This is a genomic window from Kamptonema formosum PCC 10802, from assembly GCF_000332335.1.
Lineage (GTDB): Bacteria > Cyanobacteriota > Cyanobacteriia > Cyanobacteriales > Oscillatoriaceae > Oscillatoria.
Genome location: NZ_KB235948.1, coordinates 3300516 through 3318546, shown reverse-complemented (window position 1 = coordinate 3318546; position 18031 = coordinate 3300516). Strand labels below are relative to the sequence as shown.

Annotated in this window: 9 protein-coding genes and 1 pseudogene; 6 read left to right on the top strand and 4 right to left on the bottom strand. The window is 53.0% G+C overall.

Annotation, left to right across the window (positions count from 1 at the left end; translation table 11 throughout):
• The first annotated feature begins 11 nt into the window (after positions 1-11).
• On the top strand, positions 12-377 hold the full coding sequence (locus OSC10802_RS49805) for a hypothetical protein (protein ID WP_155967740.1): 366 nt from the start codon (positions 12-14) through the stop codon (positions 375-377).
• A 424-nt stretch (positions 378-801) separates the two neighbouring features.
• Here OSC10802_RS49805 and OSC10802_RS49800 read toward each other — a convergent pair whose 3' ends face one another.
• Positions 802-1047 (bottom strand): hypothetical protein, encoded by a 246-nt coding sequence (locus OSC10802_RS49800; RefSeq protein WP_155967737.1) that lies wholly within the window; start codon positions 1045-1047, stop codon positions 802-804.
• 3 nt (positions 1048-1050) lie between these two features.
• Here OSC10802_RS49800 and OSC10802_RS0114165 point away from each other — a divergent pair, with 3 nt between their 5' ends.
• Positions 1051-2718, top strand: a complete 1668-nt coding sequence (locus OSC10802_RS0114165) for a serine protease (RefSeq protein WP_017717425.1) — start codon at positions 1051-1053, stop codon at positions 2716-2718.
• A gap of 609 nt (positions 2719-3327) precedes the next feature.
• On the opposite strand, the gene OSC10802_RS56155 is transcribed toward OSC10802_RS0114165, so the two are convergent.
• On the bottom strand, positions 3328-6621 hold the full coding sequence (locus tag OSC10802_RS56155; protein ID WP_017717424.1) for a beta strand repeat-containing protein: 3294 nt from the start codon (positions 6619-6621) through the stop codon (positions 3328-3330).
• 442 nt (positions 6622-7063) lie between these two features.
• Between OSC10802_RS56155 and OSC10802_RS0114150 the strand changes: the two genes are divergently transcribed.
• The 4 genes from OSC10802_RS0114150 to OSC10802_RS47620 all read left to right on the top strand — a co-directional run bounded on the left by OSC10802_RS0114150 (position 7064) and on the right by OSC10802_RS47620 (position 15463).
• On the top strand, positions 7064-9778 hold the full coding sequence (locus tag OSC10802_RS0114150) for an O-linked N-acetylglucosamine transferase family protein (protein ID WP_017717422.1): 2715 nt from the start codon (positions 7064-7066) through the stop codon (positions 9776-9778).
• Positions 9779-9794: 16 nt separating this feature from the next.
• Positions 9795-10172, top strand: coding sequence for a hypothetical protein (locus tag OSC10802_RS49790; RefSeq protein WP_155967734.1), 378 nt, complete (start codon positions 9795-9797; stop codon positions 10170-10172).
• Positions 10173-10471: 299 nt separating this feature from the next.
• Positions 10472-12211, top strand: coding sequence for an iron uptake porin (locus OSC10802_RS0114140; RefSeq protein ID WP_017717420.1), 1740 nt, complete (start codon positions 10472-10474; stop codon positions 12209-12211).
• A gap of 45 nt (positions 12212-12256) precedes the next feature.
• A complete protein-coding gene (locus OSC10802_RS47620) occupies positions 12257-15463 on the top strand; it encodes a PPC domain-containing protein (RefSeq protein ID WP_017717419.1) in 3207 nt (1068 codons plus the stop codon).
• Here OSC10802_RS47620 and OSC10802_RS40135 read toward each other — a convergent pair.
• Positions 15460-16460 (bottom strand): annotated as a pseudogene (locus OSC10802_RS40135) (IS4 family transposase). The gene OSC10802_RS47620 and the pseudogene OSC10802_RS40135 sit on opposite strands and share 4 nt — an antisense overlap.
• A gap of 412 nt (positions 16461-16872) precedes the next feature.
• Positions 16873-17187: a hypothetical protein gene (locus OSC10802_RS0114125; RefSeq protein WP_017717417.1), complete on the bottom strand. Its 315-nt coding sequence runs from the start codon at positions 17185-17187 to the stop codon at positions 16873-16875.
• Positions 17188-18031 lie beyond the last annotated feature (844 nt).

Genomic DNA, 18031 nt, shown 5'->3' with positions numbered 1-18031 from the left:
CTCACACAGGGATGTTTTTAGGGATTTCTTATTTTAGACTATTTACAGGTTTCTCGCAATCGCTGATTTTAGGACAGGCGGGACGCCTACGTCTGGGAGAGGGACTGAACCGGCGCGACGCCTGTCCGGCGTCTGGGAGAGGGACTGAACCGGCGGGACGCCTGTCCGGCGTCTTGGAGACGGACTGGATCGACCCCTCTCCAGCTCCGGGACAGACTCGTGTCCCACAAGTGGCGTTTGACTGCCCTGGGAGTGCGGAACGCGCCTTAATTCACGGCAGTCTTATACATTTTGGATTTTGCCTGCCCGGAGTAGGGATTTTAAAAGGCTATATGAACGCCTTTTCAGCAATAAAAAATTATAGCAGCTCTCCATGATTTGCGCAACGTCTGGGGGCCCAGAAACCCGGTTTCTTTAAGAGACCGGGTTCCTTAAATTTACGCGAAGGATTTAGGCGCGCTATATCTGTCTAAACTTGGGATTATAAAGAGACTGTTGGCGAGTTGATGTGGGGGAAGACCTACAGCTAGTTCGTCGGCGATTAGCCGGGTTTCCTGGCGATTGTAAATCGCGGCTATACAGACAAAGCCCGCCTGCGCGGGCTAAGAGTATAGCGAGACTCTCAAAATATGCCCGGTTTTTTTTGCAGGAAAGATGAGGAAAGGGGGGACAAGGGTTCCCAGAAAGCTCCCCTCCCCGTTAACGGGGAGGGGGTGGGGGTGGGGTAAAACCCCCTATCAAGCACGCCAACATTATCTTATAAATAGCGGCTCATCAAACTTTCCCCGCAAAACAAGGCTTTCAAGAGTTGCTCTCCAGCAAACACACGGTGCATTTTAACCGCCCAATTCGCAAATCGGGACACTCCCAGTCGCCGCTGCGAGATCGCCCAGCCTCACCGGCTCCCTTGGCGGCGCGGGGGCGAGGGAAAGGCGGCGCGGGTTTGAAACATCTCGGAACCAGAGGTCCCCCACCGGTAAATAAGATGCAGCCTTGTAATTCTTGGCGGGTGAGTGAGATAATACAAGAGGTTAGGTTGACGGTCAAATTATGAACTTTCTCTATGGATTGCCGGCAGCGCTGATAGGTGCGGCGGCGACAGTTGCCCTGGTGCAGCCTCAGATGGCCGTGGCGCTAGAGCCTTCGGAGGTTGCCGCTAAAGCCAAAGCGTTTACGGTGCGCATCGACGGGCCAGAAACCGGCTCTGGGGTGATTTTTGAGCGCAATGGCAAGACTTACTCTGTGCTAACCAACCGGCACGTCATCTATACAGAGGGAGATTACCAAATCACAGCGCCCGATGGCAAGAAATATCTCGTTCCCTACAGCCAAGTCAGATATCTGGCAGATGTGGATGTGGGGGTGCTGCAGTTTGCCAGCGACGAAAACTACCCGACTGCGCCACTGGGAAACTCTGCGGAACTGGCGCAAGGGCAGGCGGTTTATCTGGCCGGTTGGGCTGACCCCATACCGGGCATTCCGGAACCCACCTACCAGTTTTTGATTGCTAACATTACCAGTATAGCGCAAAAGGCAGAAAAAGGCTACACTCTAGCTCACGACAATCCGGCAACTCCGGGGATTTCTGGCGGGCCGGTGCTGGACGCCAACGCTCGCGTGGTGGGGGTGAACGGGCGTTTCACTTCGGAGGGGAACGCGGGAGAAGTGTCTGGCTTGGGGATTCCGCTGCAAACCTTTTTGGCGGATAAAATTAATTGGGTGCCCCCCAGCAATATTGTGCCGGTGGAGGATTTTGTCAGCCGTGGGCAGCAATTGGCGAAGGCGGGCAAGTACCCGGAAGCTGTCGCTGAGTACAGCAAAGCTTTGGAGAGCAATCCGAATAGTTTTGAGGCGTTTTACCGGCGGGCGGAGGCTTACTTACAGCTGGAGAATTACTTGGCTGCGATTGGAGATTTTAGCCAGGTGTTGCGGCTGAATCCCAATAGTGCTGCAGTTTACTTCTACCGGGGGTTTGCCCGCAGCCAACGGCAAGAGTATCAGGAAGCCATCTCGGATTATAATGAAGCGATTCGCCTCAATCCTAACGATGCCGGTGTTTACAATAGCCGGGGGCTGGCTCGCTCAGAGTTGAAAGACTATCAAGCGGCGCTCGCCGATTATAGGGAAGCGATTCGCCTCAATCCCAATTTGGCGGAAGCTTATAACAACCGGGGGGTGGCTCGCTTTAACCTGAAAGACTATCAGCCGGCGATCTCCGATTACAGTGAGGCGATTCGCCTCAATCCCAACTATGACTATGCCTACAATAACCGGGGGAACGCCCGTTACGAGCAGAAAGACTATCAGGGCGCGATATCCGATTACGATGAAGCGATTCGCCTCAATCCTAACTACGCCTATGCCTACAACAACCGGGGGGTGGCTCGCTTTAACTTGAAAGACTATCAGGGCGCGATCTCGGATTACAATGAAGCGATTCGCCTCAATCCCAGCTACGCTTACGCCTACAACAACCGGGGAAATGTCCGCCGCAAGCTGGAAAAGTATCAGGAAGCGATAGCCGATTACGATGAAGCGATTCGTCTGATTCCCGATTATGCCGGTGCCTACGTCAACCGGGGGAATTCCCACCGGCAGCTGGGAGAGAAGCAAAAGGCACTTGAAGATTTCCAGAAAGCCGCAGAGATTTTTCAGCAACAGGGAAGGAAAGATTTTTACCAAAAGGCGCTCGATCTGATTCGGCAGTTGCAGCTATAAATATAGCGGTTCTCAGTTGGATGAAGTACATGCCAGAAACCCGGTTTCTTTAAGAAACCGGGTTTCTCAGTCCCTTGCCGGCGGGGGCGGAGTGGGCTATGCACGCGCGTAAGCGCGTTATGCCGCGCCCCCACACGACGAGCTCCTGCCGAGATTGTTCCGCTGGGGGGAACGGCGGTTCCTCCCAAAAGGTCCATCGTTCGAGTTCCGAGGTACATCATTCGAGCGCTGAGGTACATCATTCGAGCGCTGAGGTACATCATTCGAGCGCTGAGGCACATCATTCGAGCGCTGAGGTCTATCATTCGAGCGCTGAGGTCCATCATTCGAGCGCTGAGGTCCATCATTCGAGTTCTGAGCTCGGACACGCGCCGGCTGTTGCAACAAGCCTGACCTCTCCCGTCACAGAATTTTATTTTGAGGGGGGATTTTAGCTTATCCTGTGATATAGCAGTATGAACTTAGGTTAGAACATTAGACCTTCAGGGCAGCCAGACGCTGCCCTACGTCTATATAGCAGTAAGCATTTAGGAAACCTACATTCCGGCCTCCCTTGCCTCCTTTCAGGCGTTCCCAGGCGGAGTCTGGGAACCAGGAAAAAGCTAGGGGTTAGAGAAACGTAAAGTAGCTGGCGTCAAGATTGAGGCTGTCAGCCCCTTGCACGATAGCAATCAGTTCATTCTCACCGGCACCTGTCTGGAAAATCGCTGTGCCAGGTGCGTTTGCCAGTGGGGAGGCTAGCAGTAAATAATTAGAGCCACTGCCGCGCAGCACGAAGACATCCTCGATGACGTCAAAGTCAACAATCAAAGCGTAATCATTCAAACCGGCACCGGCATTATTGCCATCATTGTAGTAGGCTTGGCTGCCATCTCCCAGCACGAAGGTATCGGCACCGGCACCGCCGATGAGGGTGTCAATTTCGCCGATTCCCGGACTGGCGGCATTGGGATCGACACCAATCAGGCGATCGTTGCCAAGATCGCCGCTGAGGAAGTCGTTGCCAGCGCCGCCGGTGAAGGTGTCGCTGTCTTTGCCGCCGCCGAGGGTGTCGCTGCCGGTGCCGCCATCAAGACTGTCATCGCCTTGATTGCCGAACAGTAAGTCGTCACCGTCGCCGCCCAAAACAGTATCAATTCCCAAATTGCCCAGGACAGTATCGTCGCCAAGGTTCCCAAACAGGATATCATTATCCTGCCCTCCAAACAAGACATCGCTGCCGTCACCCCCATCCACGTAGTCGTTGCCTTGGTTGCCGTTAAGGGTGTCGCTGCCATCGCCCCCAGAAAGGGTATCGGCGTCCAGATTCCCCAGCATGATGTCATCGCCGCTGCCGCCCAGGAGGGTGTCAATTTCTTTTCCGCCAAGGACTGTATCGCTGCCGGCACCCCCATCGGCGAAGTCATTGCCCTGGTTGCAACTGATAAAGTCGTCTCCGTCACCGCCAAACAGGATATCATCTCCCAGCAACCCCAGCAGGAAGTCATTTCCCTGGTTGCCCCGGATATTGTCCGCAGCGTCACTGCCAGTTAGACTGTCGGTGCTGTCGGTTCCTGTAACAGCAACAGCCTGACTGTTGCTGGGGGGGGTAAAGGTGACGCTGGTCCCTTGGGTGGTGTCGCTGCCGGTGCTGCCAGAGGTGGTGTCTGTGCCAGTGCCGCCGGTGGTGGTGTCGGTGCCGGTGCCTCCAACCGGAATAACCGTGCCGCCGGTGGTGGTATCTGTGCCGGTGCCGCCGGTGGTGGTGTCTGTGCCGGTGCCGCCGGTGGTGGTGTCTGTGCCGGTGCCGCCGGTGGTGGTGTCTGTGCCGGTGCCGCCGGTGCCGCCGGTGGTGGTGTCTGTGCCGGTGCCGCCGGTGGTGGTGTCTGTGCCGGTGCCGCCGGTGGTGGTGTCTGTGCCGGTGCCGCCAGAGAGGGTGACATTGGCGAGAATTTCATCTCCTGAGAGGTTGCCCACGGTTTCGATAAAGCCGGCACCGGCAATCGTATCATCTGCTGCAAAGAAGTCTACAATCAGCAAATCATCCGCTGAGCTAGCCACTCCATCAGAGTTGAGGTCGATCTGTAAGTTGGCACCTTGGCGCAGCAATTGATTGAAAGACAGGGTGATGGATGCGCCGGCGCTGTCTAGGAGGTTGAGCGTATCCTCACCTTCCGTATCTTCAATCTGAGCCCCAACTCCTGCGAAAATGCTGTAGGTGTCGCCTCCCGCGCCCCCCCGGAGGATGTTGTTGGTGTTACGGCTGCTGTTAGGATTGGCGGTGGCTTCCAGCGTGTCATCGCCGTCGCCGCCGTCTAAAGTATTGTTGCTGCCGATACCCGAAAGGCTATCCGCACCGGCACCCCCACTGAGACTATCCGCACCGGCACCCCCAAGCAGGGTGTCGTCTCCCTCGCCGCCATCGAGGCTATCATCTCCTTTCCAACCCCGCAGCAAGTCATTGCCGATCTCCCCAAGCAGGGTGTCATTCCCATACCCGCCGGAGAGCACGTCATCCCCATCGCCGCCCGTCAGGGTGTTATCGCCGCCGATATCAGAAAGGATGTCATTCCCGGCACCCCCGCTGAGGGTGTCATCCGCACTGCTGCCAAAAATCGTGTCGTCACCGTCAGTGGCGGCAGTCGCTGTCGGTGTGGGCTGTATACTGGTGAGGATATCGCTGCCATTCAGGTTGCCCACCGTTTCGACAAACCCGGCACCGGCTGCGTTCTGCGTGTCGGCAAAGTAGTCTAAAATGACCAAATCGAAGCTTGCAAAAGGCACCCCGTCAGCGTTGAAGTCAATCGTCAAGTCATTGCCGAGACGCCGCAGCAGGTCCTGTGAGGGGGTGATGTTTTCGTTGGCGTCTAGCAGGATGAGGGTATCCGTGCCGGCAGTATCTTGAATCAGATTGCCACCTGCCGTCAAGCTGTAGGTGTCGTCTCCCGCACCCCCGAAGAGGAAGCTGCCAAAGTTGCTGGCACTGGAGCCCCCGACACCGGCTTGAATGCTATCATTGCCCTCGCCGCCATCGAGGGTATTATTGCCTTGGATGCCATTGAGGGTGTCGCCGTCGTCGCCGCCGGATATGGAAGAACTGCCGGTGGCAGAAACCAGATCGCTGCCGGCACCCCCATCCGCCGTATCCGCACCTGTGCCGCCACTGATGGTATCATCACCGGCACCGCCAAGCAGACTGTCATCGCCGGCATCGCCGCTGATGCTGTCATTTCCATCCCCGCCGTCTATCGTGTCACTGCCGGCATTCCCCAAAATGGTGTCGTTCCCACCATTGCCGGCGAGGGTATCATCCCCACTGGTTCCGACAATGCTGTCGTCACCTTCTGTGGCGGAAGTTGAGGTTGTGCCCCCAGAATCTGTCCCCGCCGTTATGTTTGTATCTACCAGCGTGAGAAGTTCGCTCTCTGTGAGATTCCCCACAGTTTCAATGAAACCGGCACCGGCAGTTGTTTCGCCCTCGGTGAAGACGTTTAAGATTGTCAAGTCATCCGTCGGGGAAGCCACTCCGTCTCTGTTCAAGTCTATCAGCAAGCTGGTTCCCTGGCGTGCGGTGCCGGTGGAATTTTCCTGCAGATTTAAAGATAGGGTGATGGGAGTGCCGGTGCTGTCTTGCAGGATCAGAATATCGGTTCCTGCTGTATCGTCTATCTGGTTGCCTGTGCCGGTGTCAAGCAGGATGTAGGTATCGTCATCCCCTCCGCCCTGTAAGGTGCTGTTGGTGCCGGTGCTGACGAGTGTGTCATTGCCATCCCCGCCCAAAAAGGTGCTTGTGCCATCCGCAACTAAGCTGTCATCTCCCGCACCCCCATCTAGGGTGTCATTTCCGCCACCGCCAAATAAGCTGTCATCTTCGGTTCCCCCAGTCAGAAGCTCATCTATAGAACTGCCCTGAAAAAGTGCCATATTTTTTGTCCCTGCAATCCAAAACCCCGCAGCACACGCATTTCGCTTGTCACGGGCTGTTTCTCCCCAATATTCCCAGAAAACCCGCTGTTTTAAAAGGGTTTTTATAAAGAAAATGTTAAATTTAGGAAAGCGCTGTTAGAGAGGCGGTATTTATGAACCGCCAAGACGCCAAGAGCGCCAAGGGAGGATAAGATGTAGGAAGGTATGAATGTGGCGTCTCTATTTTTTGGGGTGGCGAGCCCTACCTTTTCCCCGCTCCCCAACTCCGCAAGCCCCGCACTCGGCTGCTTGGCCGAACCGGCTCCCCCCAACATTTGCAAAAATTAACATTCAATTGCGGTAAACTGTGCTATCTTGTTAGCCAGTTAAGGCTGAATGTAGCCAGAAACCGGGTTGCTAAAAGAAAGTCGGTTTCTCACAAAGCGTGGGGAGTGAGTTAATGTCAGAAGTAGAAAACCAGCCCTCAGTGCTGATTGTCACCGGCATGCACCGTTCGGGAACGTCCCTGACAGCTGCCTTTTTGCAAGCGATTGGGATAGATTTGGGAGACAAACTCCTGCAAGGGAACTATGGGAATCCCAAAGGTTACTTTGAAGATGTTGATTTTGTGGGATTGCAGGGCGCGATTCTAAAAGCTTGCTGTCGCGCGGGGGAAATCGGCTTTCCGGAATGGGGGTGGACAGAAAGTGAGTGGCTGAACCGGCAGCAGATAGAAACCTACAGGGAACAGGCGGAGCGATTAGTCGAATGCCGGCAAAACTCTCCGGGGATTTGGGGGTGGAAAGATCCCCGCACCTGTTTGCTGCTAGACTTCTGGAATCAGATCGTCCCTGACGCCCGCTTCCTGTTTGTCTATCGATCTCCTTGGGATGTGGCTGATTCTATTTTACGGCTAAACATCCCGTTTTTCAACGAAAGACCTGACTCCGCCTTGCGGGCGTGGAAATTCTACAACCGGCACGTCCTTGATTTCTATCACCGGCACTCCCACAAGTGTCTGCTGGTGAGTTTGAATGCTTGGCTGGAATCTCCCTCTAAAATTTTAGCGCTTGTCAGGGGAAAACTCAAGATGCCGGTTAGATTCAGTGGCGAGAATGAGAGAGAGATAAAAGACACGCTCAATTCTATCTATGACCCAAAACTTCTGAGAGGGTTGCCGGTGAGCCATCCGCTGATTCAACTGCTACATGTCTCGTCTCCCGAATATTTTGAGCTGCTGAGTCAATTAGAGGGAGCGGCTGACTTGCCGAGCGGAGTTTCTCCGGAGTTACCGCAGCAGGAGGATTGGCAATTAGAGCGCCTGTCTCTATTATTGCATCGCGAGACAATTAAAGCTAGTCTGAATCCAGATTCTCCGCAATTCCTCAGTTGGGTGTCGGGTTGCGCGAGTAAATATCAGAGTTATCCCTCGCCGGAATCCGCGCTAGATGAGTTGCGACAAGCACGCCGACAGCTGGCAGATTTTTGGCTGGCGACTGCAGGGGATAATCTGAAAAATGCCTGGATGGGTTATGCGGGAAAAGCCCATCAAATGTTGGTTACTTGCGGTGTGAGGGATGAACAGCTGAGTTATGCCGAGGAGTTATGTGCCGGTGAGTTAGCGGCGCAAGTGGCGAAAGGATTTGATGCGCCACAGGCGATTCAGTACCTGCTGGCAGCAATGCTGTACCGGCGTGCGGATGAATTGCCGTTGCAGTGCGATCGAATTTCTGTCCCCCAGTGGTTAGTCAGCGACTTGCTGGCGTTTATGTTCTCCTTCCCAACTTATTTTAAGGAGGTGGGAGAGGTGGAACGTTACTGCACCTACATGCAGCGATTAGTCGATTTGATTCACAGCCGGTTCCTCAGCAATCCCAACTCCCCCGTCTGGCGGCGTGTGGCCTTATTGTTCGCGGATACGGTTAACTTTGTGCCTTTATATTTTAGCACAAATAACCTCAAGGAGATTTACACGCAGCGGGGGGATATGCTAGAATTGATATTGAAACTTGGGGGGCACCAGATTGAGTGGGTGTTTGCGGAGCGTCCTGCCGGCAGGACTAAAATTCGTCTGGGGGTTCTCAAGGCGAATTTCGCTCCCCTTTCCGAGACGTTCACGACTGTGCCGGTGTTCGAGCATCTGGACAGAGACAAATTTGAGATTGTGCTCTATGTCCTGAATGTCACGGGTGAGCCGGTGGAGAAATATTGCCAGAGTCGGGCGGACAAACTGGTTGTGCTACCGAAAGACCTCCGCGCTCAAGTGGAGATGATTCGGGGGGATGATTTGGATATCCTGTTTGTGGGTTCAATTGTGACAAATGCGGCTCAAAATATCATTTTACTGGCGCTGCACCGGCTGGCGCGGGTGCAGGCGACCTATTTTGCCTCCCCTGTCACCACCGGCATGCGCCACATGGATTACTATATTTCTGGGAGTCTGACTGAACCGGCACAGGGGGCGCAAGAGCACTATCGCGAGAAGCTGGTAACAGTTGATGGCACTGGTTTTTGTTTCAATTATAGCATACAGCCAGAGGTGGCGGGGATTAACCCTGACAGGCAAAGCTTGGGGATTCCTGAGAGGGCGGTGGCGTTTATTTCCGGGGCAAATCTGCTGAAGATTATACCAGAAGTCAGGGAGACTTGGGCGAAAATTCTAGCAGCGGTGCCTGATTCTGTGCTGGTGCTGTATCCCTTCAGCCCCACTTGGTCTAATTCTTATAGCAAGATGCCTTTTGTGAGGAAGATGCGTGCTATACTGGAGAAGTATGGGGTGGGGAGCAGCCGGCTGATTTTGCTGCAGGCTTTGCCGAGTCGCGCGCAGGTGAAAGCGGTGTTGAGGCTGGCGGATGTTTATCTGGATTCCTATCCGTATGCCGGTGCAAATTCCACCGCCGATCCGCTAGAGGTTGGGATGCCGGTTGTGGTGATGGATGGGAATTGTTTGCGGGCGAGACAGGGAGCGGCGCTGCTGCGATCGCTGGGGCTGTTTGATTTGATTGCCGGTGGGGAAGAGGAGTATATTCGGTTGAGTGTGGCGCTGGGTTGCAATCGGGAGTTGCGATCGCACTGGCGGGAGCGGATTGTGCGAAGAATGCAGGAGAACCCCAGTTTTTTCGACAGTCGCGCTTATTCGGCGCAGATAGGTGCGGTATTCCAAAATATGGCGTAGCACAGGCGTCTCGCCTGTGCCCACCTTGGACAGGCGGGATGCCTGTCCTACGTCTGGAGGGATATATGGCGTAACACAGGCGTCTCGCCTGTGCCCAGACGCCTGGGTTTGGCCAATTCGGGACAGGTTGTCCGCCGGTTCGCGCACCTTGAGGGATATATGGCGTCCCACAGGCCAGAGCGCCTGTGCCCACCTTGGACAGGCGGGACGCCTGTCCTACGTCTGGAGGGATATATGGCGTAACACAGGCGTCTCGCCTGTGCCCAGACGCCTGGGTTTGGCCAATTCGGGACAGGTTGTCCGCCGGTTCGTGCGCCTTGAGGGCCCACCAAGGACAGGCGAGACGCCTGTCCTACGCCTTGGGTTGGAAGTCGTGCAGATGAGTGCCGGTTGATTAGTTATTAAATGGCCGAGACTGCTTTTGCCGCACAGCAATCACTTATCTGGGAGAACACCTCTGCCCCCGCCCTCAATATTGCAATGCAATTTAACGGAATTTATCTCATGCAAATGTTTGCGGCCTCTCCCTGTCGCCGTTTACAGTCCTGACGGAAAATAATTAATAATTCTTAATATTTATAAAAAAAAATTATGCAATAGTAATAGTGTGATAGCTTTAGCTTATCAATCCCGGTGCCAAGTCTGGATTGGAAAGGCTAAAGGAGACTGTGGTTTGAGGTGAGGAGTGCAAAGATGGCCAAATCTGGCTGGATGTCTTGGCTGACAAGTCCAGCAATTGTGGGTGCAGCGGTTTTGGTTTCTGCGCTGCCGGTTGCTGCAGAGGATGCAATGTCCCAGGAGGGGCAAAGGGCTGTAGATGGGCCCGCAGGAGAAGCGGTGAGGGAGGTGAGTTCGCCTCTGGAGCTCAGTGCGGGAGACACCGGCAACCCCGCGCCGGTGTCGGACCTGGAAGGGGAAAGTGCGGACAGCGATCCAATGGCTCAAGTGACGTCTGTCTCGCAGCTGTCTGACGTGCAGCCCACAGACTGGGCGTTCCAGGCGCTGCAGAATCTGGTGGAGCGCTACGGGTGTATCGCGGGATACCCGGATGGGACATTCCGGGGGAATCGGGCGATGACGCGATATGAGTTTGCTGCCGGTTTAAATGCCTGTTTGGAGAGGATAACTCAGCTGATTAGCAGGGTTGACACTTCAAATTTGGCTACCAAACAAGATTTAGCAACGCTGAACCGGCTGCTGGAGGAATTTCAGGCGGAACTGGCTACGCTGCGAGGGCGCACGGATGTCCTAGAAGCGCGAACGGCGGAACTGGAAGCGAACCAATTTTCCACCACGACTAAGCTGACGGGTGAGGCGATTTTTGCCGCCACGGATGGGATTGGGAGTGGGAGCCGCAGCGTGCCGGTGTTGCAGCAGAGGGTGCGCCTGAATTTGAATACGAGTTTCACGGGATCTGACTTGCTGGTCACTCGGCTACAGGTGGGGAACAGCACTGCTTTAGACCACACGAATATTAACCAGGGGATAGCTTTTCCCACCGGCACGTCTGAGGGGTTCCAGACGCATCAAGTGTTTGGGGATACCGGCAACCAGGTTATCCTGGACACGCTGGAGTATCAATTCCCGCTGGGTGACAGGGCAAGGGTTTTCGTAGCTGCCAATGCCGGCATTTTTGAGGACTTTACGCCCACGCTGAACCCCTACTTTGAAAACTTTGACGGGGGGAATGGATCTATTAGTACATTTGCCCAGAGAAACCCGATTTACCGTTTGGGGGGAGGGCAAGGAATTGGGCTGAGTTTGAAATTGAGTCAGGCGCTGGAGTTGACTGCCGGCTATCTGGCGGCTGAAGGGTTCAGTCCCAGTGCGGGGAATGGCTTTTTTAAGGGCGATTTTGCGGCTTTGGGGCAGATTACTTGGACGCCGAGTGAGCGATTTGGGGCGGCGGTGACTTACAATCACGCTTATTTTGGCCCGGGAAGGTTTGGGTTTGATAATGGTGCCGGTCATTTGGAAACGGGGACTGCGCCTTTTGCCGGTACGGCGCTGGCAAATCGGGTGGGTGCGACGCAGCCGGTGACGAGTGATTCGGTGGGTTTGCAATGGGCGTGGCGAATTTCTTCGGGGGTGCAGTTGAATGGGTGGGCTGGGTACACTCGCGTGGATTTGCGGGACGCAGATGTGAGGGGGGACATTTGGAATGGGGCGATTGGTTTGGCTTTTCCGGATTTGGGGAAGGAGGGGAATGTCGCCGGTGTCCTGGTGGGGGTGCAACCTTATTTGACGAATTTGGAGGGGTTTGGCCAATTCTTCAAGGACGACTTGCCTTTGCATGTGGAGGCGTTTTATAAGTATCAGGTGACGGACAATATTTCGATTACTCCGGGGGTGATCTGGTTGACGGCTCCGAATCAAGATGGGGATAATGATGATGTCTTTGTTGGGACAATCAGAACCACATTCAGCTTTTAGATGGCCAGAAATTCGCTAGGTTGATTTCAAACAGGAGATTAAGTTATGGTTGATAGCGCATTTCTGAATGACCCGAAATTACCTCAGTTCTTAGATATTTTTGGGCTAAACGGTCCGGGTGCGGGTGGCGATGGCGATCTGGACATCTCGAAAGGCACTCGCACCGTGAGCGGATTTGTCGGGGATTCGGAACCGATTGATGTTTACCGCTTCAGCGTTGACCAGTTCAGCCAAGTCATTTTGGGGCTGAATAACCTGAGCGCGGATGCAGATTTGTACCTCTATCAGGACACCGACGGCAATGGTGTTATTGATGAAGACGTTGATGAGCTGATCGGGTCTTCTACAGCGGCGGATACCAGTCCAGAAGCAATAGACGTTCTTGTGAATTCGGGCAAATACCTGGTCGCGGTGCAGCAGTTTGCCGGCAACACCACCTACAACCTGAGCTTGTCGGCGACGCCTGCGGCAATCCCGCCAGACGGTGCCGGTAACAGGCTGCCTCAAGCACGCGATATTGGTATCCTCAGTGGGAAGCAAACGTTTAATGACTTCGTGGGAGACATTGACCGGGACGATCTCTACCGCTTCAGTGTCAGCGCAACTAGCAGCTTCAGTGCGTCGCTGGGCGGATTGAGCGCCGATGCCGATCTGGAACTGATTCAGGACAGGAACGGCAACGGCATTGATGAAGACGATGAGGTAATTGTTTTTTCTGAGCTGGGGGGTGCCAGTTCAGAGGCGATTCAGAACATCCTTCTAGATCCGGGCGCATACTTTGTGCGGGTTTTGCAGTTTCAGGGGAATACGAACTACACCCTGAACCTGTCGGCAACGCCTTTTGCTAATATCCCGCCAGACGGTGCTGGGAACACGCTAAGCGCGGCGCGTGACATGGGCCGGCTGAGTGGCACTCAAACTTTTGCTGACTTCGTAGGCAATCCCGACCCGAACGACTTTTACCGGTTCACTATCGACGCCACCAGTGACATAAGGCTAGTTCTTGAAGGTCTGAGTGCTGATGCTGATGTGCAGCTCATTCAGGATGTCAACGGCAACAATCAGTTTGATGAAACTGTGGACTACAGCGAGGCGCTTGCTGCCTCCGCTCAACCGGGTGCGGCTTCAGAGGCGATCGACTTTACCGCTTTGTCTGCAGGTACTTACTTTGTGCGGGTGTTGCAGTTTGAAGGCGAGACGAACTACAATCTGAGCGTTACAGCGACTCCCTTCACGACTCGACCCGACAGTGCCGGCAACACCCTGAGTGCGGCGCGTGATATTGGCACCCTGAGCAGTCCCCAAAACTTCAGCGATTTCGTAGGGAATGCTGATACAGACGATTTCTACCGCTTCACCCTCGCCGGAATCAGTGACATAAACCTGTCCCTCGACAGGTTGAGCGCCGATGCCGATCTGGAATTGATTCAAGACAAGAACGGCAATGGAGTGGTAGATGATGGTGAAGTGATTGATTTCTCGGCAACGGAGGGAAGCAGTTCAGAGTCGATTAATAGCAGAGGTCTAGGGGCGGGAAGCTACTTTGTCCGGGTTCTTCAGTTCAGTGGGGATACCGATTACAATCTCAGTTTGTCAGCAACGCCCTCTGTAATCCCGCCCGACGGTGCCGGCAACACCCTGCCGCAGGCGCGTGACATTGGCCCCCTCAGCATCCCCCAAACCTTCAATGACTTTGTGGGAGCTGTTGACCGAGATGATTTATATCGCTTCACCGTTTCTGGAGCTAGTAATTTAAGCCTTGTTCTGAGTGGATTGAGCGCTGATGCTGATGTGGAGGTGATTCAAGATCGCAACGGCAATGGTGTGGATGAAGACGATGAGGTAATTGCTTTCTCCGAATCCCAGGGAACCTTGTCAGAGGAGATTGCGAAACTCAGCTTGGCGGCGGGAACTTATTTTGCTCGGGTGTTGCAGTTTGAGGGAGATACAAACTACACTCTGACCTTGTTAGCAACCCCTGAAGCCACACCCACACCGGCACCCACACCGGCACCGGCACCCACGCCGGCACCGGCACCGGCACCGGCACCCACACCGGCACCCACACCCACACCGGCACCGACACCGACAGAACCAGGCAACACTCTAGGAACTGCGCTAGCTCAAAGTTCACCGGTCTTCTCAAAGAGTGACCAGGTAAGTGCCAGCGATCAAAGGGACTTCTTTAGTTTTACAGTCGGTCAGTCTGGCATCTTCACAGCAGACCTGACCGGTCTGACTGGCGATGCAGATGTCCGGCTGATTCGAGATTTCAATAATAACGGGCAGGTCGATCGGGTGGAAGACCGCAACGGCAATAAATTCATCGATGATGATGAGATTGAGGTGCTTGGCTGGCTGCCAAATCGTAACGCTAGCAACGAGTCGATCCGCGCTTTCCTCCAGCCGGGAACTTATTTTCTCGAAGTCAACAGCCCCTACCAACAAACGACTGGTTACAATGTAGCGACGAATTTCACGCCCGCTGCTAGCGACCCTCAAGCGTTTTCGATTAAGTTCAACTTCCGGGAAGGAGCAGATTTCTTTAACGCCAGGCCGGATTTCCGCAATGCATTGCAGCAGGCTGCCCGGACCTGGGAGAGAGTGATTAGTCACAGCAGTTTTAGGGGCAGCCACACTTTAACCATCGATATCTTTGGAGCAAATTTAGGAGGTTATAATGCTCAAGGGAGCGCCACACTAGCTAACGCCGGCCCCTTTATACGCAGGATAGCAGATCCCAAACAGGATACAGATTTTATCCTAAAAGATCCTATCAGAGGAGACGTTTTCATATCCGATGTTAAGGGCATATCTCTCCCGGTTTTTGGCAGTTCTGCCATCAACATAAATGACCGGTTGTTTAACGAAATTTTTCCAACTCCAGAGGAATTACGGGATACGATGGTTCATGAATTCGGTCATGTCTTTGGGCTGGTCGGCCAATATAACTTCTTGAACGATGGGCGGCAATTTTTCCCCGAGGTTAAAGGCACAACTTACAGGCCCAATACTTCCGCCGGCTTTGCTTATGGAGAGCAGCTTGCCCTGCGTACAGGCTCGACCAATATCGACGGGATTCCCGTGCCCATTGAAACGAGTACGAACAGCCCGGGTTCTGACTTCTCTCACTGGGCGGAAAGCGTCTTTGATACGGAGCTAATGACTCCTAGTAAAGCACAAGTGTTGAATTCTGTCACAAAACTTTACATTTTAGCTTACATTTATCCTGCCCTGAGTAAAAATGCTTAGCCAGAGAGAAGTCGTTCTATCCAGTGGACATAGCTGATTTCTTGACACATACAACATTGAAGATAGCGGAGTTTATCTAGTAGCGTAGTCCCCCATTCTTTAGGAATATCTACTATCTTTAATATCAGGTAAGCTATCAGCGAAACATAAATTTGTATAGCTATACCATTTACATTTTTAGTAATCAGCTTATCCAACTTAAGGTGCATTTTAAGAAACTTCCATAGCAACTCTATGTGCCACCTATATTTGTAGATTTCCATAAGCTCTTCATCGGAGACTTCGGCCCGCTCCAAATTGGTGGCCAATCTATACTCAGCACGCTTTTCAAGATCGCAAAAGTTAACAACTCTATATATTCCTGAGTCCTTGCCTGTCCCAACTAGAAACTGCCCCTTATTTTCAGAAAATTGAAGTTTGTAGTTGTTAGGTATGCGCAAGACAAAATACTGTTTGACGGCTGGGGGAGCCGTAAAAATTTTAAACTAGAAAAGCCCCGATCCATTACCCCTACACCGTTTGGGGGCAAACTAGCTAACATCTCTTTTCCATATCTGTAGTCAGAGTCGTATCCAAAATTTATTAAGTTTTCTTCTGGAACTCCTGTGGTTAAATTTAAGGAGCTAACAAGCTTGACTTGGTAGTATTCTTGCAGCCATAGCAATTTACTCGTTAGAGTAATGACAGTTGAATCAATAGGACACAGCTCATATTTTTGAAGGCTTTTTTGACGGCAAATTTCCTCATTAAGTTGTTGATAAAGTCTCAGAAATGGCTCTTGACTTCTGGACGCATTAGCTTTGGAGAAAGTTGAAATATCTAGCTCATAGCCAGTTCCATTTAGTCGCTTGAATATATCTCTCATACTGGTCAAGCTTTTATCCATTGCATAGCTCAACCATATGGACATAAACAAGCGGGTGTTAAGGACAGGATAATCATTTTTAGGCAAAGAAGCCAAACGATTTTGGACAATCTTAGAGAATGAGTTGAGCACAGGTTATTAACAGGATTGATTTGACAGTAGCCCAAATCATAGCACGTTTTGGGCGCTTTTTTTATGTCGAATTGTTAAGATTCAACACTTGTGCTAGTAAAGATAGTAGAACCCCCCTGAGTGTACTGACGATCGCTGCTGCCAGAGACAACGGCTGGAACGTCAACTACGGAGCAGCTGAATCGTATTCTCTCCCCTAGGCAGCTGCGGTAAGTGTCCTCGTTGATTTTAAATCCCCTCAAAAGTAGAATCCTTTTGAGGGGGTTTTGGTCAAACCTGTGGCTTTGCTATATCGTGAGGTGCGCTCGCACCGGCATGTAATTAGCACGAACAGTGTCCGTAAAACTGCCGGCAATGCAACTGAGACGCGCACTCAAACCAGTGGCGGTGACTCAATCGAGCGAAACTCAACTCACACAGTTGTGGCCAAATTGAAATCCGCCTCCTCGGTTTGTCCGGGGTTGTTGGTGTCGCGAGCTTCCCCGCTGCGACGGCGCGGACAATCCTCTTCTCCCTCGTCATTTTTCCGGCACTTCCGACTCAATAGCGTCGGGTGATTTGTCCCACTATCAGTGAGCGAATCTCCGAGTACGCTACTTGCGCCGTTGACGCTCCAATCCGTGAGGGAACTTACAGATGCAGCCTTGGCTGACTGAGAGGTAGGCAGTTCCAGAGCGAGGGAAGCCGCTAGTGCGATGCCGATTTGAAAAGCTTTGAGCGTTTTCATAGTGACTCCGAGATATCAAACTGGTAAAAAAGGACGCTACCAACAGGGAGCAGCCGAAGTGTGAAGGCGAACTTCCTTTGCATCAATCAACTTTGGCCATCTCCGTGCGTATTGGCACGTCCCAAAGCCTAATTAAACTTGCTCCTATTATATTTTGTTTTTCGTAAAATCACGCTCTCATTACTAAATTTCATACAAATCGTAACAAACGGGAAGTTAGGCCAATATCATTCCCCCCCACCGGCACTTCCCACACCCGCGCCTGCGCCCAAGATCCTCGGAAGCAGCAACGCTTACGCTACTATAAACTGTGGGGCTTTAGCCCAACTACGAACCTTTTGGGCTTTAGCCCAACTACGAACCTTTTGGGTTAAAGCCCAACTACAAACTTGGGCTTTAGCCCAACTACAAACTTTGTTTTCCCCCACCCCCAACCCCCTCCCCGCGCTTCGGGGAGGGGGCGTGCGAGGTGATATTTTGTGAGTGTAAAAAGTTGCAATTATCCTTTCAATGTGCAGCGCCCTTAAACATTCGAGGTTGCCAGCTATTTCTCAGGATTTGCGTCACTCGCAGCGACTGGGCAAAACTCGCTTGCGGAAGCAATCCATGCTCACCCCTTCTCCCCCCAAATGCCCCAACCGGCACAGGGGATGACATTGACTTTTCGCGGCAAATATATTAACCCAAGTTGCTACTTACCAGTGAGTTAGGTGAGGTCCCCCCCTAGCCCCCCCTTAAAAAGGGGGGGGAAATACTCAAAGCCCCCCAAAGTAGGGGCGGGCCCTTCCGCCCCGTTTGGGGATATCTGGATGTTTAGACTTGTAGGTAGCAACTTGGGTTATAT